This is a genomic window from Streptomyces sp. NPDC050617, assembly GCF_040654795.1.
Lineage (GTDB): Bacteria > Actinomycetota > Actinomycetes > Streptomycetales > Streptomycetaceae > Streptomyces.
Genome location: NZ_JBFAIS010000027.1, coordinates 52,638 through 78,723, shown reverse-complemented (window position 1 = coordinate 78,723; position 26,086 = coordinate 52,638). Strand labels below are relative to the sequence as shown.

General features: G+C 70.2%; 23 protein-coding genes. 14 read left to right on the top strand and 9 right to left on the bottom strand.

From position 1 onward, the window contains the following. Nucleotides 1-152: 152 nt before the first annotated feature. Both AB0I49_RS29570 and AB0I49_RS29565 read right to left on the bottom strand, forming a co-directional pair. Nucleotides 153-548, bottom strand: a complete 396-nt coding sequence (locus tag AB0I49_RS29570) for a DUF6234 family protein (protein WP_363230178.1) — start codon at nt 546-548, stop codon at nt 153-155. A 311-nt stretch (nt 549-859) separates the two neighbouring features. Beyond that, a complete protein-coding gene (locus AB0I49_RS29565) occupies nt 860-1,876 on the bottom strand; it encodes a LacI family DNA-binding transcriptional regulator (RefSeq protein ID WP_363230177.1) in 1,017 nt (338 codons plus the stop codon). Between the two features lie 453 nt (nt 1,877-2,329). Between AB0I49_RS29565 and AB0I49_RS29560 the strand changes: the two genes are divergently transcribed. Together AB0I49_RS29560 and AB0I49_RS29555 are read left to right on the top strand one after the other, a co-directional pair. Next, nucleotides 2,330-3,670 (top strand): MFS transporter, encoded by a 1,341-nt coding sequence (locus AB0I49_RS29560; protein WP_363230176.1) that lies wholly within the window; start codon nt 2,330-2,332, stop codon nt 3,668-3,670. 386 nt (nt 3,671-4,056) lie between these two features. Beyond that, nucleotides 4,057-5,352 carry a hypothetical protein gene (locus AB0I49_RS29555; RefSeq protein ID WP_363230175.1) on the top strand — a complete coding sequence of 432 codons (1,296 nt, stop codon included), beginning with the start codon at nt 4,057-4,059 and terminating at the stop codon, nt 5,350-5,352. Here the strand turns inward: AB0I49_RS29555 and AB0I49_RS29550 are convergent. Beyond that, nucleotides 5,324-6,124: a class I SAM-dependent methyltransferase gene (locus AB0I49_RS29550; RefSeq protein ID WP_363230174.1), complete on the bottom strand. Its 801-nt coding sequence runs from the start codon at nt 6,122-6,124 to the stop codon at nt 5,324-5,326. The two genes, AB0I49_RS29555 and AB0I49_RS29550, sit on opposite strands and share 29 nt — an antisense overlap. Nucleotides 6,125-6,823: 699 nt before the next feature. On the opposite strand from AB0I49_RS29550, the gene AB0I49_RS29545 reads away from it, so the two are divergent. From AB0I49_RS29545 to AB0I49_RS29490, 12 genes are all read left to right on the top strand, one after another. Further along, the gene (locus tag AB0I49_RS29545) at nt 6,824-8,071 is read left to right on the top strand and encodes an MFS transporter (RefSeq protein ID WP_363230173.1); all 1,248 of its coding nucleotides are present in this window, start codon (nt 6,824-6,826) and stop codon (nt 8,069-8,071) included. 368 nt (nt 8,072-8,439) lie between these two features. After that, nucleotides 8,440-9,252, top strand: coding sequence for an NAD(P)-binding domain-containing protein (locus AB0I49_RS29540; protein ID WP_363230172.1), 813 nt, complete (start codon nt 8,440-8,442; stop codon nt 9,250-9,252). 193 nt (nt 9,253-9,445) lie between these two features. After that, the gene (locus AB0I49_RS29535; RefSeq protein WP_363230171.1) at nt 9,446-10,363 is read left to right on the top strand and encodes a hypothetical protein; all 918 of its coding nucleotides are present in this window, start codon (nt 9,446-9,448) and stop codon (nt 10,361-10,363) included. 82 nt (nt 10,364-10,445) lie between these two features. Beyond that, nucleotides 10,446-11,507: a GNAT family N-acetyltransferase gene (locus AB0I49_RS29530; protein ID WP_363230170.1), complete on the top strand. Its 1,062-nt coding sequence runs from the start codon at nt 10,446-10,448 to the stop codon at nt 11,505-11,507. Beyond that, a complete protein-coding gene (locus tag AB0I49_RS29525; RefSeq protein ID WP_363230169.1) occupies nt 11,494-12,492 on the top strand; it encodes a DegT/DnrJ/EryC1/StrS family aminotransferase in 999 nt (332 codons plus the stop codon). Before AB0I49_RS29530 ends, AB0I49_RS29525 begins: the two co-directional genes overlap by 14 nt. A 41-nt stretch (nt 12,493-12,533) precedes the next feature. Further along, complete coding sequence (locus tag AB0I49_RS29520) at nt 12,534-13,697, top strand: aminotransferase class I/II-fold pyridoxal phosphate-dependent enzyme (RefSeq protein ID WP_363230168.1); 1,164 nt, start codon at nt 12,534-12,536, stop codon at nt 13,695-13,697. A 7-nt stretch (nt 13,698-13,704) separates the two neighbouring features. Further along, nucleotides 13,705-15,051: a histidine phosphatase family protein gene (locus tag AB0I49_RS29515; RefSeq protein WP_363230167.1), complete on the top strand. Its 1,347-nt coding sequence runs from the start codon at nt 13,705-13,707 to the stop codon at nt 15,049-15,051. 137 nt (nt 15,052-15,188) lie between these two features. Further along, nucleotides 15,189-16,448 (top strand): hypothetical protein, encoded by a 1,260-nt coding sequence (locus AB0I49_RS29510; protein ID WP_363230166.1) that lies wholly within the window; start codon nt 15,189-15,191, stop codon nt 16,446-16,448. Next, nucleotides 16,445-17,197, top strand: coding sequence for a TIGR00730 family Rossman fold protein (locus tag AB0I49_RS29505; protein WP_363230165.1), 753 nt, complete (start codon nt 16,445-16,447; stop codon nt 17,195-17,197). Before AB0I49_RS29510 ends, AB0I49_RS29505 begins: the two co-directional genes overlap by 4 nt. 88 nt (nt 17,198-17,285) lie before the next feature. Next, nucleotides 17,286-18,218 (top strand): glycosyltransferase, encoded by a 933-nt coding sequence (locus AB0I49_RS29500; RefSeq protein WP_363230164.1) that lies wholly within the window; start codon nt 17,286-17,288, stop codon nt 18,216-18,218. Continuing rightward, entirely contained in the window at nt 18,215-19,696 is a 1,482-nt protein-coding gene (locus tag AB0I49_RS29495; RefSeq protein ID WP_363230163.1) for a DUF6271 family protein, read from the top strand. The genes AB0I49_RS29500 and AB0I49_RS29495 overlap by 4 nt, the downstream gene beginning before the upstream one ends. Before the next feature lie 65 nt (nt 19,697-19,761). Continuing rightward, a complete protein-coding gene (locus AB0I49_RS29490; protein WP_363230162.1) occupies nt 19,762-21,606 on the top strand; it encodes an asparagine synthase-related protein in 1,845 nt (614 codons plus the stop codon). Between the two features lie 36 nt (nt 21,607-21,642). Here AB0I49_RS29490 and AB0I49_RS29485 read toward each other — a convergent pair whose 3' ends face one another. The 6 genes from AB0I49_RS29485 to AB0I49_RS29460 form a co-directional block, all read right to left on the bottom strand. After that, complete coding sequence (locus AB0I49_RS29485) at nt 21,643-22,146, bottom strand: hypothetical protein (RefSeq protein ID WP_363230161.1); 504 nt, start codon at nt 22,144-22,146, stop codon at nt 21,643-21,645. A 127-nt stretch (nt 22,147-22,273) separates the two neighbouring features. Beyond that, nucleotides 22,274-23,209 (bottom strand): hypothetical protein, encoded by a 936-nt coding sequence (locus AB0I49_RS29480; RefSeq protein ID WP_363230160.1) that lies wholly within the window; start codon nt 23,207-23,209, stop codon nt 22,274-22,276. Beyond that, on the bottom strand, nt 23,206-23,658 hold the full coding sequence (locus AB0I49_RS29475) for a BlaI/MecI/CopY family transcriptional regulator (RefSeq protein ID WP_363230159.1): 453 nt from the start codon (nt 23,656-23,658) through the stop codon (nt 23,206-23,208). The genes AB0I49_RS29480 and AB0I49_RS29475 overlap by 4 nt, the downstream gene beginning before the upstream one ends. A gap of 181 nt (nt 23,659-23,839) precedes the next feature. Then, nucleotides 23,840-24,379 (bottom strand): GNAT family N-acetyltransferase, encoded by a 540-nt coding sequence (locus AB0I49_RS29470; protein ID WP_363230158.1) that lies wholly within the window; start codon nt 24,377-24,379, stop codon nt 23,840-23,842. A gap of 377 nt (nt 24,380-24,756) precedes the next feature. Then, a complete protein-coding gene (locus AB0I49_RS29465) occupies nt 24,757-25,350 on the bottom strand; it encodes a snapalysin family zinc-dependent metalloprotease (protein WP_363230157.1) in 594 nt (197 codons plus the stop codon). A gap of 201 nt (nt 25,351-25,551) precedes the next feature. Beyond that, nucleotides 25,552-25,992, bottom strand: coding sequence for an SRPBCC family protein (locus AB0I49_RS29460; RefSeq protein WP_363230156.1), 441 nt, complete (start codon nt 25,990-25,992; stop codon nt 25,552-25,554). Nucleotides 25,993-26,086 lie beyond the last annotated feature (94 nt).

Here is a 26,086-nt window from a genome sequence, read left to right as displayed (position 1 = left end):
GGGCATACGCATGCGAACGGGCGAGGCAAAGCCGGGGACAGTCCTGTCTCGGGCGTGGACCGACCGTCAGGTGTATGCGACGTGCGGCTCTAGGCACGTACAGCAGGGACGTGGTGCACGACCCGACCCCTCCCCGAGTCGTACCGGCTCGCTCAGCAGTGCGCGGCATAGCGGACGCACCCGGACGGGGTGTGGCCGCTGTCCCACTGATGCTGCGCAGTCACCAGCACCCCGCCGGCGAGGAGAGCCACCAGCAACTGCGCGATCGCCGCCCAACGGGCACGGAAGACACCCGCGAGAACCGCCATGCCGAGTGCGGAGATCAGCAGCACCTGGACCCGCCCGATGTGCGCGAAGGTGGCCGCGTCGATCTGACCCTGTTCGCCTTGCGCTGCCCATATCTCCAGGCCGAGGCCGAACATCCAGTCCAGCACGAGCCACGCGATCTCCAGCAGGAACAGCGGGATCGCGAGGGCGAGGTCCGCGCCCCGACGCGTCGGCTGCGACCAGGGGCGCCAGGGCTTCGGATTCGGAACGGCGGTCGTCATGGCCGCAGGGTGCCGAGTCTGACCGTGAGTACGCATGAGTACGCGTACTCAACTGCGGCCTACCCGGACTGCCCCCCCCGCTCTCAGCAAGTCGCCGGCGCCGGAGAACACCGGCGACAACACAAGGGCGCCGGCGACAACACGAGGGCGCCAACGGCAACCGAGGCAGGACACGCGTAACCGATGAACGACGACCACGACAGGGCACGCGTCACCGACGAACGACAACCGCGACAGGCCACGCAGGGCCGGCGAGAGGCGAGGAGGGACGCTCGGCGTGGGCGGCGCGCGCCCGGGACGGCGCACCCGAATCAGCGGCTCGCGGGCGGTGCGCTGGACTCGCGGATCACCATGGCGGGAGCCGGGTTCGCGATGCTCTCGTGCCGGGCCTGCTCGTTGTTCATCTGACTCAGGAGAAGAGTCACCGCCCTCGCGCCGAGCTCGAAGAGCGGCAGCTTCACCACCGTGAGCCGGGGCCGGAGGAAGTCCGCGACGAAGACGTCGTGGAGGCCGACGAGCGAGACGTCGTCGGGGACCCGTACCCCCATGTCGTGCGCCGCGCTGAGCGCGCCGACGGCGGAGAGGACGTTCGCGGCGAATACGGCCGTGGGGCGCGCGGGCGCCGAGAGCAGTTCGCGCATGCCCCGGTACCCCTCCTCGGCGGTGTGGCCGCCGCGGAAGACACGTGACTTCGGCGCTTCCAGCCCGGCGGCCGTCAGTGCGTCGGCCCACCCCTTGCGCCGACGGGCCGCACGGCTCCGGGGGCCGTCGACCTGGAGCAGGCCGATGTGCTCGTGGCCGAGCTCGACGAGGTGGGAGACGGCCAGGCGGGCCGCCGTGTAGTCGTCGACGGCCACGCTGCCGATGGCGCCCCGCGTGTGGTCGTTGAGCAGTACGGTCGGCACCTCGCCGGACGCGATCTTCGAGACCAGCGAGTCGGCGGCGTTGCCGGCCCGCTGGAGGAGCAGGCCGTCGATCGCGCCGCCGGAGACGAACCGTTTGAACATCTCGTCGTCCGTCGCCAGCGCGTCGACGTCGGACAACATGAGGGCGTAGCCCGCGTTCGCCGCCGCGGCCTGGGCGCCGGTGATGATCTCGCTGTAGACGGGGTTGCTCGCGTCGTGCACGGCGAGACCGATGACGCCGACCCTGGCCTTGCGCAGGGCGCGTGCCGCGTAGTTAGGCGTGTACCCGAGCTCGGCCGCCGCGGCTCTGACCCGCTGCTTCGTCTCGTCCCGTGCGCGGAGAGTGTCGTCGCCGTTGAGCAGCCGGGACACGACCCCGACCGACACCCCTGCCCGCTTCGCTACATCAGCGAGAGTGGCCATCGCGTGCATTCCTCCCCAAAGCTGATGCACACCCTAGCCTGACCAGCGTCGCGCCCACCTCGGAGGCACCCCGCCACCGCCGCGCCTGCGCCGGAGGCACCCCACCACCGCCGCGCCCACGCCGAGGGCACCCCGCCACCGCCGCGCCCGCGCCCGCGCCGGAGGCACCCCACCACCGCCCCTGCCCGCCACGACACCGGCGCCCCCCCCGCTACGACACTGCCCCCGCCCGCCGCCGACGCCCCAGGTGACTCCCGAGCAGGTAAGGAAGCGTCCGGGACCGCCCCTGATGCACGGACCGCAACGCTGCTTGACGACGTAGTGGCCGACGCTTACTTTGACTTTGGTAAAACGTCATACCAGATCGTGCAGCGACCTGGTTCCGAGCATCGAGCGACCGGCATCCGCACCTCGCGCGATAGTGGCGCCCGCCTGACCGCCAAAGGAGACCCGGTGGAGACAAAGGGGTCCGGCAAGGCCAAGACCGTCGTCGCGGCTGCCGTTGGAAACTTCGTGGAGTGGTATGACTTCGCCATCTACGGCTACTTCTCACCCGTTCTCGCCAAGACGTTCTTCCCCGATTCCGACGGGCTGACGGGTCTGCTCGCCACGCTGGCCATCTTCGGAGCCGCGTTCGTCCTCCGCCCGGTGGGCGCGGTCGTCTTCGGTCACCTCGGCGACAAAAGAGGACGGCAATGGGTGCTGTCCATCGTCATTCTCACCATGTCCGGTGCGACCACGCTGATCGGTGCGCTGCCCTCGTTCGCCTCGGTCGGAGTTTTCGCGCCGGTCCTGCTCACCGTGTTGCGTCTGGTCCAAGGGTTCTCGGCGGGCGGCGAGTTCGGCGGCGCCGCCTCGCTGCTGTTCGAGCACGCGCCGGCCCGGCGGCGTGGCCTGTTCGGGTCCACCCAGGCCGCGAGCATCGCCGTGGCGCTCGCCCTCTCCGCGGGCCTCGGCACGGCCCTCACCAGCTGGATGAGCCACGATTTCCTCTACTCGGCGGGGTGGCGCATCCCCTTCCTGCTGGGCCTCCCACTCGGCGTCGGCGGTTGGTACATCCGGCGGCACGTCGAGGAGACCCCCGCCTTCACCGCCCTGCGGGAACAGGGCGAGGTCGCCGACAGCCCGGCGAAGGAGGTCTTCCGCGGCCACTGGCGCATGATCATTGCGGGCACCGCGGCCATCGTCTCCTGGACCGCGGGCGGATACGTCACGCTCCAGTTCCTGCCCGCCTTCTTCGACGGCGTACTCAAAAGGAACCTGTCCGAGGGCCTGACCGCCTCGCTCGTCGGCCTGACCGCCTACGCCGGGTTCATCGTGCTCGGCGGATGGCTCTCCGACCGCGTCGCGCGCTGGAAGGTCATGGTGACGGGCGCCGTCGGCCTGGCCGTACTCGCCGTACCCTGTTACCAACTCCTCATCCAGGGCAGTGCGTTCAGCATCGGACTCTCGGTCGTCCTCTTCGCGGCCTTCCTCGGACTGACCGCCGGCCCGACCCCCGCGATGCTCTCCGAACTCACCGCGGACAACGTCCGCAACTCGTACCTGTCGATCGTCTACTCCATCGCGAACGCAGCGTTCGGCGGCTTCGCGCCCTACATCGTCACCGCCCTCATCGATTCGAGCGGCGACCGGCTGTCCCCGGCGTACTACCTCATCGGACTGGAGGCGCTGGCCGTCGCCGGGCTCGTGGGCATCGCCGTCCACCTGCGCAACCGTGCCCAGCGCCAGCCGAAGGTCGAGCCGGCGCGTACGGGCGTGGGCGCGGGATCAGGTGCGAGTTCGGGTGCGTAGAAAACCCAGGTCTTCGCGGGAGTGCGCTGCTGGGCAGGACTTTCTTCTGCGGGTGTACGGGTGTACGGACGTACGGGCGTACGGGCACGAGTTCCCTGAGAACCATTCTGCGCTCGGCGCGCTCATCGCCCGACTCCGCGAATCAGCTCACGTCCGCTCTGGACGAACCTCGTGCCACCGGGTCCAGTCTCCGGGCCCCGGGCCCGCGAGTTCGTCGGTGCGGGCGGGCCTCCAGGCAGGACCTGCATCGGCGACGTGCGGCGGGCCGTCTACACTGCCGCCCAGTCGATGCGCCCCCGGTATACCGGTATAGGTGCCCGCGCGACTCGGCGGCGTCGGATGGCGGACAATCAGGGGGTAACGTTCACATACCCGACGGAGTTCTCATGACCACGCCCCCGGACACCGCGCCCGCCCCCGAGGAACTTGTCGCCCCCGCTGTCGGCGACGTTCCTGCCGAGGAGGCGAATGTGTGGACGGAACCCCTCGCCGCCGCGGAGGGCGCCGCCGCCCCCGCACTTCCGGCGCCCGCCCAGGAGCAGGCCCCCGCTGGAGAACCGGGCATGGCTGAGGAACCGGAGTCGGCCGGGGAAGAGGACCCGGGTTCGGCCGGGGAAGCCGAGACCGATGCCCAGGACGCCGGCGAGGGCGGCGAGGGCGGCGAGAGCGCTGTACGGCGGGACGCGCGGGAGTTCGGGGCGTTCGCGCGGACGGGCGGGTGGACGTTCGCGCTGAAGGTGGCGCGGAGCGTACGGCCCGGCGGAGCGCCCGCGGGCCAGGCGGACGAGCCGGAGCCGAAGGTGTCGGCGAAGGAGTTCGCCCGGCTCGCGGGCTGCTCCGCCGAGCGCGTGATGCGGTTCTGGCGGGCCTGGGACCGGGCGGCGGACGACGGCGTGGTCCCGGTGTTCGAGGCGCTGTCGCCCGGCGTGGACATCGACCTCCCGGACGCGGACGTGTGGCTCGGCTACTACACCTCGCGCTCCAGCGCGGACTCGACGCGCGGCCAGGCGATCTCCGCCGTGGCCGAGGCGGAGGGCATCCGCCCGACCAAGGCGCTGGAGGTGGCGGAGAACCCGACGGCGCTGCGCGCCGCGATCCTCGCCGATCCGGGCACCGCGCAGGCGGCCCGGCACGCGCTGCTGGACCGGCTGGAGGACGACCCGGAGCTGGCCGAGGAACTGGCCAAGGACATCGCCCGCACCGGCGAGCTGTCCAAGACAGTGGCGTCGGCGGCGCGCGTGGCGTCCTCCGTGGAGTTCGTACGGGATGTCATCGACAGCGGTGAGATGACGACCCCCAGCGGCGAACGCGTGCCCGCCCCGGAACACGTCGTGACCGAGGCCAAGCAGCACCTCGCGCTCATCGAGGGACTGGACGCGGAGGACGAGGCCCCGTACGTCGCCGACGCGCAGAAGACCATGCGCACCCTGGTCGCCGAGGCCGTCGAGAGCGACCCGCAGCTGCGTGCGCACGAACGCCGGTCGCGGTTCCAGGGGAAGGTGCGCAAGGCCGCCAAGGCGTTCGAGGAGCTGACGCTCGACGACGCGGCCGACATCTATGAGGAGGAGCTCCTCGAACAGCTGGAGACCCTCCAGCGGGCGATCACCGACTGCATCGCCGAACTGCGGGCGTCGGCCCAGGCCGAAGAGCCTGTCAGGGACGGCGACGACCGTGGTGAATAAGACGGTGGGGTGAGGCGCCCGCGCCGTATCCGTGGTCGGTGCCGGCAAGGTCGAAGCCCGCGCGGTCGAGTGCGGTCTCGAGCTGGAGGGAATCGAGACGGGCCCAGCGTTCCTGGACCTCGGTGAGCGCGTGATCGCCGACGCGAAAGGACTTCTCGATCAGCACGTGATCCGGCAGCGGCGTCTGGCGTTCCCATTCCTCCACCGTCCCGCAGGCCTCGGGGCAGGGTTCGGCCAGCACGAGACGCCAGTCGGTCGCGGTCCGGGTGTCGAAGTTCCCGCTCACGTCGATGTGGATGTGAGCGCCCGGCGGCAGTACGCGCGCGGCCTCGGCGAGCGCCCGCCGCCGGTCGTCGGCGGTCGGCAGGAGCTGCAGCGTCGAGTACGGCACGACGACGGCGTCGAACCGGCCGCGCAGCGGCAGTTCGCGCATGTCGGCGCAGACGGGCGCCAGGCCGCGCGCCTGCGGCATCCGCCGCAGGCGCGCCGGGCTCGTGTCGACGGCCGTCACGCCGCGGTCGCGGTGCTCGGCCAGCGGCACCGCGACGCGCCCGGTGCCCGCGCCCAGCACGAGCAGCCGGTCGTCCCGGTCGGTCAGGTTCAACCAGTAGGCGATGTCGCGCTGCTGACGGCGCAGCCGGTGCTCGTTGTGCCAGTCGTACAGGAGCGCTTCCCACTCCTGCGCTGCTTCCGCTGCCTCCGGCGAGGCGGGAGCGCTCGTTCGCGCGTACGGTCGGGTCCGGGCGGGCGCTGCGTTTCCGCGCCCGTTCATGGCGTACGGCTCATGGTGTGCGGCGGCGGCACCGGGTAACGGATGAGGTCCTCCTCGGAGATGAGGTCGGATGGCGTCTGGCGTCGATCGTGTGTCGTAGCCGCGACGGGTTCCGTATTCGAGAGCCCCGGCTGTCTCCGGGGAATCACTCTCAAGCGAATCACTGCCCGCGGAGATCTGATGCATCCGTGCTTCGGGAATATTTTTCTCCTGGAGTGGAGGTATCGTTTTTCCTCGGCAGTCTCATTCCGTGCCCGGGGCGGCCGTTCAGCGATATGGGCCTCGAAGATTCGATGATCGTCCTATCGGAGACCGGACATTCGTATCATCGATACTACTGTTTCCATGTGGATATTTCGTCACCGGATTTCCGTCGATGGTGACGTCAGAGGGGTGTTGACCGCCCGCTCCGGACGATGCTTGACTATTAACGCGGCGCGAATGCCATGCTCTATGGCGTCGCCGCATTTAGCTGTTGTTCATCGCGGACGTTTCGCGTGTGCTGACCGCCCAACTCTTGAAAGGCGCCGAGTCGCGGCACGGTGCGCGCCGCTTCAGTGTGCCTGTCTGCAAGGCCGTAGCCGTCCCCTGCTGCTGATTGGGGCTCACCCGAAAATGGCGAGTGCGGTAACGAGCGTCCGTTCCCGTGCGGAGATCTGGAGGGGTTTTTCCGCGGGGGAGCGGCGCGAGATCGGCGTCGTGATCGTGTCCACCTTCCAGAGCCAGAGCGCTTCCACGCTGCTGCTCATGCTGCTCTCGCTGCTCGCGCTCGACATCAGCGGGTCGTCGGCGAGCGTTCCGCTGGTGGTGGCCGCCGGAGCCCTTCCGCCCCTGCTCTTCGTCCGCTGCGTGCGCGCGGTGAACCGTCTGCTGGACGAACGGTGGGTGATGCTGCTGTCCGACGCCGGCGCGTTCACGGTCTCGTCGGTCCTCTGGATGCTCGTGCGCCATGACAGCGCCCGGTTGTGGCACGTATACCTCGGCATGTTCCTCTTCTCGACGTTCGGCGCCTTCTACCTGCCGGCGATGCGGGAATGGGCAGCCGGCCGGACCGGCGGCCTGGAGCAACTGACCTGGCTCAACGCGATGCTGGCCGTGGCGACCCAGGCGTCCGTCGTCGTCGGATGGGCGGCGGGCGGCGTACTCGCCGCATCGCTCGGCATCGCGACGTCCCTGCTGATCTGCGTCCTGTCGTACAGCGTCGGGATGGTGCTGCAGTTCGTGGTGTTCGTGGTCGCCGGCCGGGCTTCCTTCTGGCGGACGCCGACCGGCCCGCCGCGGGAGAAGGGGGCGCCCCGGGCCGTCGCGACCGCCTCGGCGGCCGGTGCGCGGAAGGACACGGCCGGGACGTGGCAGGACATGTGGGCTCCCCGGCGGCTGGGTCTGTTCACCGCGTCGCTGCTCCTCCTGGAGCTCACGCACACCCTCGCGTTCAGCATGTTCATCCCCCTCCTCACCGCGGGCGACCAGGACCGGTCATGGGTCGCGGGCATCGCGAACGCGTCCTTCGCGCTGACCGCGGTCATCAGCGGGCTGGCCATCTCCGGCGGGGTGTTCGGACGGTACGCGCGCGCCTTCGCGCCGCATATCGTCCTCACAGGCTTCGCCGTCCAGGCCGTCTTCGGACTCACCGCCGCCCACCCGGCCCCGGCCATCTGCCTCTACGCGCTCGTCGGCCTGCTCAGCGGTGGCGACAGCGCGCTCCAGAGCGAGGTCCAGGACCGCTGGAGGCCAGTCGGATCCGCCCAGGCGTACGCCGTCTTCGGCGCGGTCCACGGACCGTCGCAATTGGCCGGCGCGCTGCTGATCGCCTGGTTCCTCTCCCGGCTCCCGGTGCGGACGCTGTACGTCGCCACGGTCCTCACCTGCGGGGCGGCGGCCGGAATTCTGCTCCTCGTGGCGAGGCTGCGGACTCCCGCCGGGCCGTTGGCCGGACAGGAGGCGTGAGAACCGGTGCCTCTGTGCATCGAGTGTGCGTCGAGCCCTCTGTAAATCGGACCTCTGTAAATCGGACCTCTGCGAATCGGGCCTCTGCGAATCGGCGCCCCCGAATGCCGGCGGCCCGAGTAGGCAGCCAACGCCACAAAGGCTGTAAATGCCGCCAACGCCGCCGCCAACGCCGCCGCCAACGCCGCCGCCAACGCCGCCGGTAACGCCAACGACGCCAACACCGGCAACTCCGACAACGCTACGAACGCCGCATCCGCGGCAGTCCCGATTTCCGCTCCCCGCATTCCCACGAGCAGCCGAAGACTCCGGCGAACAGTGCGATGAAGACCCCACCGAGCGTGAGTTCCGACGAAAGGGAAGTGACGATGCCGGACATCGCTGTCTACGGCCTGGGAGAAATGGGCGCGGACATCGCGCGCTGCATTGCCGGGAGCGGGCGGGAACTCGCCGCCTATGACCCCGTGGTCGACCTGTCGGGCGAACTGCCCGGCCTGCGGCAGTGCGCCTCCGCGGGCGAGGCCGCCGACGGAGCGCGGGTGCACCTGGTCGTACTCAAGAGGCTGAGCGACCTCCAGTCGCTGCTCTTCGACGACGGCGGACTGTGTGCCTCGGCCCCTCGCGGCTCCCTCGTGGTGCTGCACACCACGCTCACCCCCCAGACCGTGCGCGAACTGCACACACGGGTGCGGGACGGGTACGGGCACGCGCTGATCGACGCGGCGCTCAGCCGACGCGGGGGCAGGGTCAGCGAAGGGTCCCTCTCGCTGTTCCTCGGCGGCTCCGGCGCCGACATCGCCGCCGCCAGGGCCACGCTGGAGGTGTACGCCGACAACATCGTGCACGCCGGTCCCACCGGCGCAGGCATGACCGTCAAGCTCTGCAACAACTGGCTGCTCTACAGCAACCGCAACGCGGCCCTCCAGGCGCTCAGGACGGGACGGGAGCTGGGCGTCGAGATCGATATGCTGCGGCAGGCCCTGGCCACGTCGACCGGGGCGAGCTGGGCCCTGGCGCACTACTCCGAACTCGACGAGGGGATTGTCGCGGGCCGCGGGGCACCTCGCGTCGCCCGCGACCGCACCGCGTCCGAACTGGACATGGCGCGCGAGATGGCGGCGTCCGTGGGTGAGCCGCCGACGAGCCTGCAGGAGGCCTTCGCACTGATCGCCGCGATGTGAGCCGGCTGCTGAGAGCGGTGGCGTGAGGCGCTGGCGTAGTGCGTTCGCGTAAAGCGCCTGTGTGAAGCGTCTGTGTAAAACGCCGGTGTGAAGTAGTTGCGTGAAGCGGCTGCGTAAAGCGGTTGCGAAAGGAAGAGCGAAGACGGGGCGACGGCGCCGTCAGCGCACGCACGTGCACAGCAGAAAGGCGGAAATGCGCAGCACAGCCCTCCACGGGAACGGACTGTCCGTTCTCGCCCATACCCTCCCCGTCCCGTTATGGAATTCGGCCCTCGCCGCGAAGATCTACGGACGCACGCTCGACGTGGTGTGCTTCCGGCGCGGCGACAGACCCGTAGGAATCTGGGTCTGCCCGCTCGACGGCGGCGCGGAGGCGCCCGCCGCCCAGCGGCCCTACCGGCTGCTGCCCTACGCCTCGCCCTGGGTGGCTCCGGAACTCCACCCTCTCGACCGGCACCGGGTGATCGTATCGATGACGACGACGCTGATGGACCACGTGGAGTCGGTCGAGCTTCCGATGGATCCGCACTTCGGCGAGGCCGCGGCCCTCATCGAAGCGGGCGCCGTCGCCCTGTGCCGGCACACCCGGATGCTCACCCCACTATCGGGCGGCGGTTTCCGGGCCGCGTACGCACCGACCGTGCGCAACCACATTCGGGCGGCGGAGAAGAAGCACACTGTCGAACGCGTGAAGCCGGAGGAATTCGATTTCTCGCGTGCGATCGTGGGGCAGCACGCCGCCGCTGTCGCCGCCCGCCGGGAATCCGGGATCGCGGTGAGCCGGGAGAGCGCCGCCCTGTGCCTCGCGGCGGTGGACGGCCAAGGGGTCTGCCGGGGCCAGGCGTTCGTGCTCCGGTCCGCCGGGACGGCGATCCTGATGCATTCCTGGTTCGACTCTTCGGGGGCCCGGGGCGTACCGAGTCTGCTGGTGGACCGAGCCATCGATACGACGGTCGCCGAATGGGGCGTGACCGCATTCGATTTCGAGGGCAGCGTGCTGCCCACCATCGACCGGTTCATGGCCGGATTCGGCGCCCGCGCCGTCGCGTACCCGCATATCAGGTGGCAGCGCTCCGACCCGTCGCTGACTCCCGAGGCGGAATTCGGGTGACCGCGAGATGACGCGAACGATGCTGTGGACGCCGTACTCATGGAGACGAGGCCCCGGCCCCGCCCCGAGGAAGGACTGACGCATGGTGTCCTTCGTGGACTGGAACGGCCTTACAGCCGGCCAGGCCGAGCGCTGGCGAGCTCTCTACGCCCGGTACGGCACCAGGGTCCAGCAGTCGCCCGCCTACGCGGAAGCGCTGCACCGAGCGGGCGAGCGCCTGCTCGTGGCGGTCGGCCGGGACACGATCGTCCTCTTCGCCGTCAATGCGACGACGCTCCAGACCGTGTGCAACGACGTGCCGATCCTTAGCGCCGAATCGCCCGAATCGACCGAATCGACCGAAGCAGCTCAAGCTGGACCAGCCGAACCAGCGGGCTGCAAGCAGCTGTTCGCCGTTCTGGCCGGCGCTCGGCGGGTCACCGGCCTGTCGGTGTACGCCCCGCTGGTCGCGGCCGAGTACGCCGGTGTGCCGGAGAGACCGCAAGGAGAGGGGTTCCGCGCCTGGCCACGGCCGCCCAACTCGGTGGTCGACTGGTCGCTAGAAGGCGCCGACCTCTGGCCCCGCGCCCTCGGCCGCGGTACGTCCCAACTGGCCCGCAAGCGGCGCCTGGTCGAACGGGACGGCCTGGTCCTGGACTCGGGACGGTCCGGTGCGGCGGCCGCGCGGGACATGCTGGCGGTGGACGGCAACTCCTGGAAGGCGGCGCGCGGCCAGAGCATGCGGCAGCGCGGCACGCAGTCGGAGGTCTACGGCGGACTGGTCCGCGACGGCCTGCTGACGGTCACCTTTCTGCGGGACGGCGGTCGCCCGGTGGCCTTCCGGCTGGACGGCAGGGTCAAGGACCGCCTGACGTGCCTGAAGTGGTCCTACGACGAGGCGTACCGCCGCTACTCGCCGGGGCTGTACCTGCTCACCGTCGGCCTGACGCGGCAGTGGAGCGGCGTCGGCATCCGTACCGTCGATCTCTTCGGCGGGCCGGACGCGCTCAAGGACCTGCTGTACAGCGCGCGGACGCGGCGCGCGGACCTCTGGTACGGGAGTCCGGAGCTGGGCGCGGAACGCGCCGCGGAACGGCGGCGGTTGGACGCCCTCACGAGCAGGGCTTGGAAGGCGGGGAGGGGGATCCGGCATGCGTACGGGTGACGACGTGCACTCCGCGGTCGTGGCAGGTGACGACGGCTGCGCACCGGCTGTGGCGGACGACGACGCATGTGCCGCTGCCGTGGCCGAACTGGCCCGCCGGTTCGGGCAGCCGGACGCCGCGCTGACGGCGACCGGAGCCGCGGCCCTCGAAGTGGCGCTGGAGATCCTCGGAATCGGCCGGGGCGACGAGGTGGCCGTTCCCGACCTCGGCTGCCACGCGCTCGCCGCGGCGGTGGTGCGCGCCGGCGCGACACCGGTGTTCATCGGCGTCGGCGCGTCGCTGACGCTGAACCCCGCGGACGTCGCGGCCTGTTGGTCGCGCCGCACCCGCGCGGTGATCGTGCCGCACCAGTACGGGCTGCCCTGCGACGTACGGGGCATCGTGGCCGCCGTGCCGCCGGACGCCATGGTGATCGAGGACGTGGCGCAGACCTGGGGCTCGTACGTGGGGAAGACGGTCTCAGGGGCGACAGGCGTCCTCGCGGTCACCTCGTTCGGGCCGTCGAAACCCGTCGCCCTGGGGGCCGGCGGCGCTGTCCTCGGGCCGGCCGGCCTCTTGGCCGGAGCGGTCGCGCAGGACGGCGCCGGGGACCGGCTCCTGAACCGCGTGCCCTCTCCGGCCCGGTTCCCCCGGCCCCTGCTGGAGCGGCTGCCCGGCGCGTTGCGGCGCGCGGACGAAAAGCTGGCGGCACGGCGGGCCGTAATCATGGAATTCCTCGCCGGTGAACTGTCCGCCAGTTTCCGCCTGCCGCCGCTGCCGCCGGACAGCGGTGCGGCGTGGACGAGACTGCCGCTGTACCCGTTGCCGCCGATATCCGAAAGACCGGTCCGGGAACTGCGCAGAATGCTCGAACACCTCGGCGCCGTACAGGAATTGCACCCGGTTCCGCCGTCGGGGCTGCCCATGTTCCGGAGGGTGGAGAAGACGATCGTCCCCGGCGGGAAGAGGCCCGCCGACCCCCTCCTCGTAAAGCTCTCCTCGTAAAGCCCTCCTCGCAGAGATTGGATGACTACATCGTCATGACAGTGGTGAATCCCCACCAGTTCTTCGACTTGCCGTCGGAATCCCCCGACACCTTGCCGTATTTCCACTCGGTGCTGGGCGACGGCCAGCTCTTCCGCTACGTCGAGAGCGACCGGGAGTCGGCGAACACCGCCCTGGAACGGCACTTCGCGGACTACTTCGGCAAGGAGGCCGCGGTGGCGGTCGCCAACGGCACGGTCGGCCTGCGCCTCGCGCTTCAGGCCGCCGGTGTCGGACCGGGCGACCGCGTCCTGGTCAGCGCGTACTCCTTCATCGCCTGCGCCATGGCCGTCGCCTCGGTCGGCGCCGTGCCGGTGCCGATGGACATGGACAAGCCGCTGACCGTGGACACCACGGCCGTCAAGGCCGCCGGGGGAGCGGTCGCCGCCGTCATGGTCGTACACGTCCAGGGCCACGCCGTACCGGCCGGGCGGCTGCGCGAGCTCTGCGACGCACTCGGCGTCCCGCTCATCGAGGACGTCTGCCAGGGCGTCGGCGCCGCCTCCCCGGACGGCCGCGCGGGCCGGCTCGCGGACATCGCCGTCACGAGCTTCCAGCAGTCCAAGCAGATCGCGTCGGGCGAGGGCGGGCTGGTCGCAGGCGGCGCGGAACTGATCGAGCGCGTCTACCGGCTCTCCGACCTCGGCGCCGTACGCCATGGCGGCGGGCTGCCGGACTGGGACGACGAACGGGCCGTACTGGCGGACAATCTCCGGCTCACCGAGCTCCAGGCGGCGCTGGCGATGGATCAGGCCCTCGCGCTCGACGACACCCTGGCCCGGCAGCGAGTGAACCGGGCACGGCTCAGGGAGGCGCTGGGCTCCGCGGTCACCGTTCTGGACAGCGAGCATCCCGCGGGCGACGCCGGCTCGCACACCCTGTTCGTGGCCCGCACCGCCCTGGACGCGCAGCGGTTCTGCGAGGCTTTGAAGGCCGAGAGCGTGGTCGCCCGGGTCGTATGGAAGAAGACGTTCCGCGAATACGGGGTGTTCCGGCGGTCAGGGCTCGCCGACGAACTGTCCTCGCAGCGGTGGCCCAAGACGGCGGTCGCGCTGGGGCCGCGCATTCTCAGCGTCCCGGTCTCCAAGTACGTTCCGGAGTCCGGCGTCGCGCGCGTCGCCGAGGCCGTGCTGAACCACCGCCACCACCTCGCACGGGAATGGTGAGGCGCCGGTGAAAGGCATCGCACTGCTCCTGCGCGGGCTCCCCGGCACCGGCAAGACCACCACGGCCGCCCTGCTGCGCGACACGCTCGTACCGTCCGTCCGGGTCTCGAACGACTCGGTGCGGTACATGGCGCAGCCCCGTGATTTCAGCGACTTCACGCTCAAGGCGTCCGAGGCCGCGTGCGTCGATCTCGCCGTCTCCTACCTCGACAGCGGGTTCACCCCGGTGATCGACGGGGTCTACGAGGACGTGGAGTTCCTGGCAGCCCAGGAACTCCGGCTCCGCCGCAAGGGCCTGCGACTCGTGACGATCACCCTGCGAGCGACCGTCGAGGACCTGCTGATCCGCAACGGCGCACGCGACCCGCTCGCCCGCATGGAGGAGAGCCGGATCAGGGAACTGCACGCGTCGTTCCAGTCCTTCGGCACGGTGCTCGATGTCGGGGACAAGCAGCCGGAGGAGGTCGCCGACGACGTACAGGATCTGCTGGAACTGATTCCGGAGTCGGCTCCGGGGGAGGTTCCGGCGCTGATTCCGGGGCTGGATCCGGGGCGGATTCCGGGGGGTGAATCCGCGCCGTGCGCCGGTACTGGTACTCGTACCGATACCGGTACGAGTACCAGTACAGACCTGCTGTTCCTGCGGCACGGGGCGCCGGAATACCCGCCGGACGTCTACCCCGACCCCTTCACGATGGGCCTCTCCCGCGAAGGGCGCGTGGAGGCGCTCGCCGCACGCGCAGCCGTCCAGCGGTTCGCGCCCCACGCCGTCTACACCTCCGACTTCAAGCGCGCGTACGAGACGGCCGAGGCGGTGGCCGGGGGGCTGGGAGCGGACATCCAGCGCTGTCCCGCCCTGCGGGAGCGGGTGTTCCACCAGTTCATCGGTGTGCCGTTGGGCCGGGTGCGCGAGCTCCTCGGCGACGAGGCGGACCGCGTGCTCTCGGGCAACAGCGACCTGTGGGAACACCCCGGCGAGGAGACCCTGGCCGCGGCGCAGCGCAGGACGCTCGCCTTCTTCCGTTCCCTCGCCGCCGAACACCGCGGCCGACGGGTCCTGGTGGTGGGCCACGGCGGCCCGCACGCGTGGCTCGCGGAGACGGCACTGCGCGCGGACATGACCGGCGTCAGGAGCCTGACCTGGGAGACCGGCCACTTCTCCCGCTTCCTGCTGGACGGCGACGAGGTGTGCGTGCGGTACCTCAACCGGACGCCTGACGATGTCGCGGGTGGCGGTGGCGGTGGCGGTGGTGATGGCGGTGTCGGTGTCGGTGGTGAAGGTGGCGCCGGTGGTGGCGGTGGTGCCAGTGGTGAAGGTGGCGCCGGTGGCGGTACGAGGAAGGGGGCACTGTGATGGGACGACCGGCCGGCCGTTCCGTACGGCCTCCTGACCGGACCGGACAGCCCACCGACTGGTCTGAACAGCCCACCGGCCGGTCTGATCAGTCCGACGGCCGTACTGAACAGCCCACCGGCCGTACTGAACAGTCCGTGGGCCGGACCGCGCGGATCGCCGTGGTGGCGACCCCGTTCGGTTTCGGCCCGGCGTCCAAGGCTCACGCCATCACCCAAGTGCTGACCGGGCGTTACGGCATGCGCGTCCAGTACTACGGTGCGGGCTCGGCGGGCGACTTCTTCGACGCGCAGGGAGGGGCCCGCGCCCGTCCCATCGGCGTTCAGGCGCTGGAGCGGGAGCCCGGGCTGCTGGCCGGCTACGACGCGATCCTCAACGTGCTGGCCCCCGAGCTGATCCGATCACCGGAGACGGCCGGGATGACGTACTACGTCGACAGCCTCGGCTTCATGTGGCAGCCGGCCGATATCGCGGCGGGCAGCCTGCTCCGGCGGGTGCGCGGCTACTTCGCGCAGGACGTCTTCGGCAGCGCCGCGCACCTCACCGCGCTCGGTGTGCCAGGCGTACGGGCGGTGTCCGGCATCGTGGCGCCTCCAGCACTGCCGGCACCTCCAACGCGTACAGCCCCTCCGACACATACGACACCCGCGACGCCCGCGACACCTCCGGTTCCTTCCTCTCCTCCGGACCCCGCCGGCCCGCCCACCGGCCGCGCGTCGGAGGGCGGAGCGCCGGCCCGTGCCCGTACGCGTGCACCTGCCCGTGTCCTGGCCCACCTGGGCGGTCTCGGCAACCCGGCGGGCAACGGCTCGGCGCACGCGTACCTGCCGCTGGTGCGGCAGCTTCTCGGCGGGCTCCGCCGCGACGACTACGAGCTGACGGTGGCCATGAACCAGGCCGGCGACACATTCCGCCTGGCCGCCGGGACAGCGGTGCGGCACCTCTCCGGCACGGACTTCCAGCAGGCGCTGGCCGACTGCGCGACGGTGCTCAGCTCACCGGGCCTGACGACCCTGATCGAGGCATCGCAGGCGGGCCGGCCCTACGTGCCGCTGCCGCCGCAGAACTGGAGCCAAGTGGTCATCTGCGAACACATGAGCCGGCATTCCGGTCAGGCCGTCTGGCCGTTCCTCGCCGAGCGGTACCGCGCGATCGACGTCCGCGCGGCGGAGGCGGCCAAGGCGGCCGCCGTACGGGAGGTCAACCGGGACCTGGCCGTCGACGCGGAGTTCGTACGGGAATACGGCCTCCTCGCCCGACGAGCGGTACGTGAGGGCGAAGTGCCCGCTGTGGGCGCCCCATTCCGCGGTGCGGCCGAGGTCGCCGCGGCGGTCGCCGCCGACCTGGGCGTATCAGCCGGAGCCGGATATCTGTCGATGAACGCGGGGGCACGATGACGGAACAGACACGGGGAAGCCTCGCGGCGACCCTGCGATCGCTCGCCGGCGAGGTCGAGAGCGCCCGAAAGTGGAGCCAGACCTCCCGGTCCCTGGCCCGGGAACGCGTCGCCACGGTCTTCGGCTCGGCGCGCACCCGCCGGGGAGAACCCGCCTACGCGATGGCCCAGGACCTCGGCGCCTCCTTGGCCGCACACGGCTGGACGGCCGTGACGGGCGGCGGACCGGGCATCATGCAGGCCGTACGCGACGGGAGCGGCGAGGTCCTGTCCCGAGCGGTGCGGATCGACATCGAGGGGGAGGCGCCCGAGACCGTGCTCGACTCCGCCCGGTCGATCACCGTCGGCACGTTCGCGCTGCGCAAGCTGCTGATGACGCACGACATCGACGCCCTGTTCATCTTCCCCGGCGGCGTCGGCACCTTCGACGAGCTGTTCGAGGTCCTGGTCCACCAGGACACCGGTCGGCTGGGCCGGTTTCCCGTCGTCCTGATGAGCCCCGAGGGCGAACGCCTGTGGGACGCGTGGCTGCGCTTCATGGACGAACACGTCGTCCAGGGCGGGCTGGCCGATCCCTCCGTCCTGTCCGGACTGACCGTCGCCGGGAGCGTCCAGGAGGCCTTGGCGGCGGTGGCGGCGGTGGCGGCGGTAGCGGACCCCTGGAGCGGGGGCGGCGAGGACCGCGGGGTTCCGACGTGCGCCGGCACACCGCGCACACCGTCGGCCGGCCTCGGAATCGAGCCCGTATGAGGGGCCGTATGACGGGCGGTATGAGGGGCCGTATGAGAGGTCGTCGTATGAGGGACCGTATCGGTCCTGGGGAGGTGTGACGATGCGGGTGAGCGTCGTCATCCCGGCCTATAACGCGCGGGATTCGTTGGAGCTGTGCCTGCTCTCCCTGTCCCACCAGGAAGGATGCGGTACGGCGTACACGGCGGAAGTGATCGTGGTGGACGACGGCTCCACGGACGGTACGGACACGATGGTCGCCGAGCTCGGCGGCGGCCTCGGCATCCGCGTCCGCTGCGTCCGCGAGCCGCGCACCCCGGCCTCGGGCCGGGCACGCGCCCGCAACATCGGGCTGCGCCAGGCGACCGGCGATCTCGTCGTCCTGCTCGACGCGGACCAGGTGGTCGCGCCCGCGTTCCTCGCCGAACACGTCGCGTCGCACACCGGGCAGGAAGCCCTCGTGGTCCTCGGCCCGCGGTTCCAGCTGGGGGAAGGGGCGGCCGACCGGGAGCGGCTGCGCAGCGGGTTCAGCCTCGAAGCGCTGCCTCCGGTGGTGCGCGGCGACGAGCGCGAGCCGGTCTTCGCCGCCCTGGACTGCGGGCCCGACGATCTGGAGACCGCCTGGCACTCCATGTGGACCTGCAACGTCTCGGTCCGGCGGAGTCATCTGACGGCGCTCGGCGGCTTCGACGAGGCGTTCCTCGGCTGGGGGCTGGAGGACAGCGAACTGGGCTACCGGCTGGCGCGGGCCGGCGTGCGGTTCGCCCGCAACCCCCGCGCCGTCGTCTACCACGAGCACCGGCCTGGCGTCACCGCCCGGATGCACCGCGAATGGCGCCGCAACCTGGCCCGTTTCGAGCGCAAGCATGACGACCCGGTCGTGGCGCTGCAACGCGTCTTCGGCCCGGTCATCGACCCGGCAGCCGGATCGGAGCTGACCTGGATCGAGAGCGCCGTGCGGTTCGAGCTGGCGGCGCGTGCGCTGCGCGGACACGGCCGTACGCCCCTCGGCCTGCTGCCCGAGAACAGCGGTGCGTCATGAACAGACCTGTCCCTCCACCGCATGACGCCGCCCCCGGCAGACCTGTCACCCGACTCGTCTACGTTCCCACCAACCGGCCTTTCGCGGCCGCTTTCCAATCGGTGGTGGCCGAGACGGTCGCGTTCCAGGAGAGCTCGCCCTTCTGGGAAGGGGCTGTCGCCGATGTCCGGTTGCTGGTCATCGACGATTGTTCGCCGGAGGTTTCCCGGCGGAACGGGGAAGTGGCCGAGCGGGCCGTTCGCGAGCACGGCTGCGACATCCACGTACTGGCGTCGGACGGCTGGCGGCGCCTGGCGGACGAGATCGTGGCAACGGCGGCCCTGCCGCTCGCGGAGGCGGCCGCCGCGCGGTCGGCCCTGGTCAAACCGAGCGGCTCGTACGGAGCCGGGCCCAACAAGGCGGCTCTGGTCGCGGCGTTCACCGGCGCCGTCTCCCTGCACCGCCGCGACAGCGACCAGATCACGGGCGTGGACCAGCGGACTGGCTGGTCGCCCCTGCACGTAGAGAGCCGGCTGCTGTCCCCAGACGCCACGGCGCTACCGGGCACGGAAGCGTACTGCGTCGGCTCGTCGTTGACGGGGGAGCCCACCCGCGACCGCCGCGATCTTCTGTACGACTCCCCGGACTTCGCACGCCGGATCGACGATCTCAGCAAGCCGCTGCCTGGAACTCCACGGCTGTCTTCTCGGCTCGCACCGGTGCCCGCGCGGACCGTCGTCGGCGGTGGCGGTGGCGGTGGCGGTGGCGGTGGCGTCGGCGATGGCCCCGGCCACGGCGTACAGGTGGACCGGGACGACACCGGACTGGTGGAAATGGGCATCGCGGCCCTGCGCCGGGTGTACGAATGGATTCCCGAAATGCCGGCCGTCGGCGTCCTGGGCAGCGACTATTTCCAGAAGGGGCTGCTTTACCAACTCGCCCTGCCCGTGTTCCACCATGAGTTGCGGGCACAGCACGTGTACGAACAGTGGCGGGCCGAACAGCGCGACGCGCGGCACCTGGGCTGGTACGCGCTCGCCGAGCTGCGCTATTCGATCCTCCGCTACCACTGGAACGCGTTCAATGAAGCTTTGAAGGCCGACCGTGAGCAATTGCTCCGCGCGGACGGCGGTTTCGACTCGCCCGCGTATGGCGCGCTGTTCCTCGACGCCGCGCGGCGCGGCGCCGACCGGGCCGCGCGTCTCCCGCACGAGTACGTCGCCGTCTACAAGGAAGCGGCTGCCACAGCCGCCGGGGAGGTACGGGACCGGCTGGACATCCGCGTCGCGGCACTGGAAACGGCGGTGGACGCTGCTCCGCTCGAAGTCGCTGCCGCCATTGAGGAGTTCGCCGGTCTCGTACGGCTTTGGCCCACGCTCGTATCCGCTGCCGCCCGCATCGGGCAGCGGTACGGGCGACGGCTGGAGCGGCTGGACCAGGCGGACGGCCGGGGGAGTCCGGCGGCGGCCGGCTGGATCCGGCCCGATGAGAAGGGATAACACCTGTGTGTGGCATCGCCGGAGTCCTGCTGAAAAGGCCGCGAGCGGCCGTACACGACGAAGCCATGGTGAGGCGCCTGGCCGCCTCCCTGGTCCATCGCGGCAGGTCGGGGGAGGGCGCGTACGCCGACGAACTGGTCTCGCTGCACTCCGCCCGGCACGCGGTCATCGCCATCGAGGAGGCGCGGCAGCCCCTCCGCGACTGCGACGGCGTCTACACCATGGTGGGCAACGGGGAAGTGCTCAACTACCGGGAGATGGCGACGCGTCTGCCGTCCGAACGGCGACGACGCCTGCCGCCGGGCGACCTTCAGGTCGCGCTGGAACTGTTCGCCGCACGCGGCGCCGACGGCTTCGAGCCGCTGCGGGGCCCGTTCGCCCTGGCCGTATGGGACGGCGACGAACTGACGCTGGTCCGCGACCGCCTGGGCGAACGGCCGCTGTACTACTACGAGACCCCCGACCTGTTCGTGTTCGCCTCCGAGGTCAGATGCCTGGAGAGCGCGCTCCGAGGCCGCCTCGCCCTGGACGAGGCGAGCGTTCTCTCGTTCGTCGGCCTGGGCCGCATGACCGGTGACCGCACGCTCTACAAGGAGATCAAGTCCGTCGCCCCCGGAGAGGTCCTACAGATCAAGGGCGACCGTGTGAGGCGACGTCAACTGGCGCCCGTGCCAGACCTGTACGACGCGTCCCGCAGCCCTGGCGACGAGGCCGGGGTGCGGCGCCTCATCGAGCAGGCGAACCACCGCATGCTCGTGGCGGACTGCCCGGTGGCCGTCGGGTTCTCCGGCGGAGTCGACTCGACCGTGGTCCTGAAGGCGGCGCTGGAGGGGGCGGACGTCGCGGCGGCCATCACCCTCTTCTCCGAACGCGGACCGGGCATCGACGAGAACCTGCGCCGCGCCCGCGCCGTCGCCAAGGTCATGGGCGTCGACCTGATCGAGGTGCCCTTCACCATCCCGTCCCTCGACGACACCGTGGCCCTGCTCGACGAGACCCTCGACATGCCCGCCGCCGAACCCCTCGTACTGCACAACAACGCCCTGCACACCGTCGCCCGCGACTACGCCCGCGTCCTGCTCGGCGGCCACGGCGCGGACGAGGTCTTCGGCGGCTACGACCGTTACACCGCTCTCAAGGACGACGCGAACCACGCCGCCACCTCGGAATGGATGAGCGCCTCACCCTGGGAGAGGTGGCGCCGCACGGCAGGCTGGAAAGCTTTCGTCGCCGAATGGGCCGGCGAAGCCTTCGCGTCACAAGCCGCCTTCGCGTACGCAGACTCCGATCACGCGGACTTCGCGCATACCGACCTCAGCCGCGCGGACTTGACACCTACCGGCTCCAGCAGCTCGGACTTGACACATACCGGCTCCAACCACGCGGGCTTCGCGTATGCCGACTTCAAGACCACCGATGCTCTCGACCGCCCGTTCCCCTACGAATTCGCCGAGAACAGCGACCCGGTGCTCTTCGGCCAGGCACTCGACCTCTTCCGCCTGATGACCTACGACAACTTCCGCGCCACGGACGAGAACGGAATCGCCCGAGGAGTGGAAGTACGCTCCCCCTTCTTCGACCTCGACCTGATCGCCGGCGTCTACGCCCTGCCCGTACACCGCCGCATCGTCCCGCATACCAAGAAACACTTGCTGCAGCGCACCCTGCACGGCACCCCGATGCAGGACATGTTCGCCGCCCGCAAAGTCGGCTTCGACGACGCGTTCTCCTACTCGGACTGGATGTCCGAGAACTGGCCGGAATTCTCCTCCACCATCACCACGGGACCGCTGGCCGAACTCAGCGTAGTACGGGCCTCATTGCTGCAACGCCTCTCCGAATTGGACTGGCGCTTGTTGTGGCGGCTGTTCTCCCTGACGGCCTGGTTGAAACGCCGGGAACGCTTCTGAACGGAGAAGGCACGGCACCGGGCGGGGGGTGTTTCCTCAGTCGGCCGTGGGGGATGGGGCGGACCGCATGTGCTTGGCTCGTTCGGCGCTGCAGACCTGCATGCCGAACATGCGCAGGCGCCACATAGTCGTCGTTTTCGACGATGCCTTGAGGGTGTCGGCGCTGGGTAGTCCCTGCTCGTCGTGGGCGACGTTGTTGAGTGCGTATTCCTTGCCGTCGGGCGCAGTGAAAATGATCGCGAAGCCGCTGTAGTGCGTCTTGACGCAGGAGACTGTCCCCTTCTGAGGCTTGACCGGCCAGGCGTCGCCGAGCTGTTGTGCGTTGACGGACTGCGGATTGTGGGTGGCGGGGGGCCACTTCGTGACGGCGTCCCGTTCCTGAGAGCAGCCGGCGAGCAGGAGGACGGCGGACAGCGCGGTGACCGTCGAAACGGAGGCCATGAGTTTGCCGCCGCCTTTCTTCCCGCGCGGGTGTCTCCGGTGATGAAGAGAGCCATCGTCGCGATGCCGTGACGATTCCTGGCCGGGAGTGGAGCGCATTGGCATTAACTCTTTCTGCTACGTGATGTAGCAATTACGGATGGAGGGACGCACGGTCCGTGTGTCTCCTCGGGAAGCGGTGAGCGGTGAATGGTGAGCGGTGCCCAATGGCGGATCGTCGGTTGGATCAGAGCAGAAGGGCTACCGTTGCAACGGCGGCGACCGCCGCCGCGCGCACCGTCCAGGCCTGCCAGGTCGGGATCGCCTGGGGCGGGCGGGCCAGGGCCTGAGCCCGGTGGGTGAGCGCGACTCCCGGATCGAGGAACCCGGTGCCGCCTCCCGCCAATGCGACGTCCTGGTGAGCCGAGCGGCTCCTGGCCTCAATCCGCGCGCACAGCGCCTTGGCTACCGCCGCGGCGCCTTCGGTCTCGCGGGCATACTGGTCCGCCCATAGCTCGGCGGTCAGCCGCAGTTCGGCAAGGACCGCTTTGCGGCCGGGGATCCACCACCACGAGCGCAGAACGCACGTTGCGACGAAGATCCACAGCGGGTGGCGCGCTCTGGCGTGGGCGCGCTCGTGCTCGATGATCGCTGACGCCTCGGCAGAGTTGATCACCTGGGGGCCGAGGATGATACGCGGGCGCAGCAGGCCGACCGTGGAGGCTACGTCCTGAACGGCCCGGCCCGGCGCTGTGGTGATCCAGATGTCGCCATACCGCTGCGGCGCCAGCATCGCGACGGCGCGTCCCGTACGTACCGCCTTGGCAGCCCCCGCGGCGAATGACACGACCAGGCAGACCAGAGGTGCTACCGAGGCGGCGAGCATGAGCTGTGTCGTGAGGGCTGTCAGTGGGTGGCGGCCGTCGACGTCTGTGATGCCGCTGCTGATCCCCCATGCCATCGGTGCCCGCCATGGCAGCGCGTCGCGCAGCGGACTGTGTGGAACGTAGGGGACCGCCAACGCCATGAGCGGCGTGACGGCCGTAGCCATCGCGAGAATGAACCGCTCGCGGGCCGGCAGCCGCACTGATAGGCGGCGGAGGAGGTGCCACAGGCCGACCGCGACCAGTGGACACCAGCAGGCGAGCACCACCTGGGGATAGCCCAGCCAGCTCGCTCTCACGAGTCGGCCTCCGGCTCAGCCCGGTTGGCCCCTCGGGCCTCGACGTCTTCCTGTGGCTCGGCGATCCCGGCCAGCAGGGCGCGTACCTGGGCCAGCTGCTCGGCATCACCGCTCACGGTCTGGACGAAGTTGGCTACGGCCAGGTCGCCGAACCCGTCCATCACGCGGCGCACCTGCTCGGCCGCCACATTCTGCTCGACTTCGCGGCGGGTCTGCTCGGGCCAGTACACATAGTGGCGGCCCTGCTTCTCCCGCCCCAGCAGACTCTTGACGACCAGGCGCTCCATCACGGTCTTGACCGTGGTGTACGCCTGGCCACTGCCGAGGCGTCGAGCGCACTCGGCGACGTCCATTGCGCCCCCTGACCACATGACATCCAGGATCGCCAGCTCAAGTGGTCCGAAGTGACCCTCCAGGCCGGAGCGTTGGGACTTTCGCCACGATGACATGCTACGCAGTGTAGCAGTTGGATTTCCGACCCACAGGGGATCGGTGTTTGCTGAATGGGTTGGTGCGCCGGGGAGGGGGGTCTTCACACTGCGCGGTGCTGTCTACGTGCAGTGTGCGAGGTAGGGCAGTCCGAGAGAGGTCTCCCCTCGGGCTGCCCAGCCTGGCCTGGCGATGTTGGGCTCAAGCGGGCGGCGCGGCCGGGGGGCGGAGGCCGAGCCACTGTTCGGAGTCCCAGGCCTGGAACCGCTCTACCTCGGTGAACCCCAGCTTCGCCGCGAGGCGCATCGAGCCGATGTTGGCGCTCTGGGTGGTGAGCACCACGGGCTCGCCGGGAAGGGCGCCGTCGAACCAGTCGAGTGCCGCCGCGCACGCCTCGGCGGCGTACCCGAACCCCCACGCTCGCGGCAGGAACAGGTAGCCGAGGTCGGCTTTCCCCCTGGCGGCCGGGCGGCGGTGCTCCGTCGCCCTCCTGAGCAGGACCTGACCGATCATCGAACCATCGAGCTCGACGACAAAGCTCCCGGGCCACCGCTCGGGAATCGCGGGTATCTCGCGCTCGAGCTCGTCACGCGGGCGCGGACCGCCGAGATAGGCATGCACCTCTGGCGAGGCGAGCAACTCGACGAACCCCGCACGGTCTTGGGCCTCGGACTCGCGGAGCACGAGCCTCTCGGTCTTGATCGGCTCCGGCGGCCAGGTGATGGGTCCCAGGTCTGACATGCGTGCACGCTACAGCAGATCTTCTCGCAGGGCGTTGCGGGATCAGCAACTTCAGCGGCGTCGCGAGGATCTCTTGCATTGCATTGCATTGCATTGCGTTGCGTGGCGGCGGGGGTGGGTCGGGGCCGACTGCCTATCGGTACGCGGCCGGGGTGTGCCGAATTACGCGACGACCCATCAGGGCCCCGGAAGAACTCCACGTTCAACTGCATCTGCCGCTTCCGTTCCGCTCCCGGCCCGCAGAGGCCCTGTACGGTCCCGCGGTCGTCGCGGTACCGCACAGGGGGCGCGCGTGCCTGCGTGGCGCGGTTCGCCTCCGGTTCTGCGGTCAGGTGGCGGCCCCGGAAGCGTTCGCGGTGAGTGAGCGCCAGCGAGTGTCAGTGAGCGCCGGAGTGAACCTGGCCGGGCCAGACGTCGATGACCACCTGGTGCTGCTGCCGGGTACGCGTCGCCGAGGCGCCCGAAGCGTAGTTCCTCTCGACCCGGGCGGCCTCGGCCGCGTTGGGTTTGGCGTTCGTGCAGGAGGGGCCTGGGCCGTGGCCGGACATGAGTTCCGAGCACGGGCCGTTGTAGGTGTCGCGCAGCCCGAGGATGTGCCCGGTCTCGTGTGCCGTTATCCGGGTTACGTCGTAGCCCTGGTCCACCGCCTGCTGGCCGAGCTGTACGTTGCCGCGGCCGCCGGGGAAGATCGGCCCCAGCGTGGTCATCGGCCAGCCGCTGGTCGCCTTGTAGATGTAGTCGGCCCGGCCGGGGGTGCTCGTCGGCTTCAGCTGTACGTTGTGCACCGCGGCGTTCCAGATCTGTACGGCCTGCCGGACCGCGCCCTTCCACTGACCGGCCCGGCTGTCGTCGTAGGTCAGGGTGACCACTGCCCGGTCCGCGTGCGGTGCGGGGGCCGCCGAGGCGACGCCGACCGTGGTGCTCAGCAGGGCAGGTATGAGTGCCGTCAGAACGGCCATTCGCTTGCGCATGGGACGGGTGCGCCTCCTCGAGTCTCAACTGCTGCACGTAGTAAAGAATGTAGACGCGGACATGACAACCCCCTGGCCCCTCCCTCGGTTCTCGAGAGCCAGAGGCCTTCAAGTCGGTGCGGCATGGACGACGGTGACAGCGGGGCCGGATCGGATTGGATTGGATCGGCCCGGACGGGACAAGCGGCAGGGTGCAGGCGATCATGGCGTGTAACAGTGATCGGCCAGGCCACGCAGCCCCGCCGTGAAGATGCCGGTGCGGAAGGTCTCCGTCAGCTCGTCGGTGTCGGCCCGGTCGCAGTCGAAGGCCACCGACCAGTAGATGAACGTCTCGTCGGTGGCGGTAACCGGCGCGACTCGCATGGTCGCTCGGTACGACTGCACTGGGTACGGGGAGCTGACGATGCCGTAGGTCAGGGACAGCGCGTGGTCGTCCAGTGCCAGGAGAGATTCCACGACGGTCTCCCCGTCGGACATGGACAGGGTGCGGACGCAGCCGACGCGGTCCGGTGCGTCCGAGCTTGTCAGTACGCAGCTGGTGACGGCGGGTTGCCAGGCGGCCAGGCCGCCGAAGTCGCGGACCGCGCGCCACACCCTGGTGACCGGAACCGGGATGACAGCGCTGGCGAATGCTTCGGGCATGAAAGGACTCAGGTTCTGTTCTGATCTGATCTGAGCGGAAGGGGTCGGTGGTCGGCGGCCGAATGCCGTGCCGCCCTTCCCCCGGCCTGTCGTC

Excerpts from the sequence above, each read along its gene's own strand:
- AB0I49_RS29460 (WP_363230156.1), bottom strand. The coding sequence starts at position 25,992 with ATGCCCGAAGCATTCGCCAGCGCTGTCATCCCGGTTCCGGTCACCAGG.
- AB0I49_RS29530 (WP_363230170.1), top strand. The coding sequence starts at position 10,446 with ATGGTGTCCTTCGTGGACTGGAACGGCCTTACAGCCGGCCAGGCCGAG.
- AB0I49_RS29470 (WP_363230158.1), bottom strand. The coding sequence starts at position 24,379 with ATGTCAGACCTGGGACCCATCACCTGGCCGCCGGAGCCGATCAAGACC.
- AB0I49_RS29495 (WP_363230163.1), top strand. The coding sequence starts at position 18,215 with ATGAACAGACCTGTCCCTCCACCGCATGACGCCGCCCCCGGCAGACCT.
- AB0I49_RS29535 (WP_363230171.1), top strand. The coding sequence starts at position 9,446 with ATGCGCAGCACAGCCCTCCACGGGAACGGACTGTCCGTTCTCGCCCAT.
- AB0I49_RS29475 (WP_363230159.1), bottom strand. The coding sequence starts at position 23,658 with ATGTCATCGTGGCGAAAGTCCCAACGCTCCGGCCTGGAGGGTCACTTC.
- AB0I49_RS29550 (WP_363230174.1), bottom strand. The coding sequence starts at position 6,124 with ATGAACGGGCGCGGAAACGCAGCGCCCGCCCGGACCCGACCGTACGCG.
- AB0I49_RS29540 (WP_363230172.1), top strand. The coding sequence starts at position 8,440 with ATGCCGGACATCGCTGTCTACGGCCTGGGAGAAATGGGCGCGGACATC.
- AB0I49_RS29505 (WP_363230165.1), top strand. The coding sequence starts at position 16,445 with ATGACGGAACAGACACGGGGAAGCCTCGCGGCGACCCTGCGATCGCTC.
- AB0I49_RS29465 (WP_363230157.1), bottom strand. The coding sequence starts at position 25,350 with ATGCGCAAGCGAATGGCCGTTCTGACGGCACTCATACCTGCCCTGCTG.
- AB0I49_RS29565 (WP_363230177.1), bottom strand. The coding sequence starts at position 1,876 with ATGGCCACTCTCGCTGATGTAGCGAAGCGGGCAGGGGTGTCGGTCGGG.
- AB0I49_RS29570 (WP_363230178.1), bottom strand. The coding sequence starts at position 548 with ATGACGACCGCCGTTCCGAATCCGAAGCCCTGGCGCCCCTGGTCGCAG.
- AB0I49_RS29485 (WP_363230161.1), bottom strand. The coding sequence starts at position 22,146 with ATGCGCTCCACTCCCGGCCAGGAATCGTCACGGCATCGCGACGATGGC.
- AB0I49_RS29555 (WP_363230175.1), top strand. The coding sequence starts at position 4,057 with ATGACCACGCCCCCGGACACCGCGCCCGCCCCCGAGGAACTTGTCGCC.
- AB0I49_RS29490 (WP_363230162.1), top strand. The coding sequence starts at position 19,762 with ATGGTGAGGCGCCTGGCCGCCTCCCTGGTCCATCGCGGCAGGTCGGGG.
- AB0I49_RS29525 (WP_363230169.1), top strand. The coding sequence starts at position 11,494 with ATGCGTACGGGTGACGACGTGCACTCCGCGGTCGTGGCAGGTGACGAC.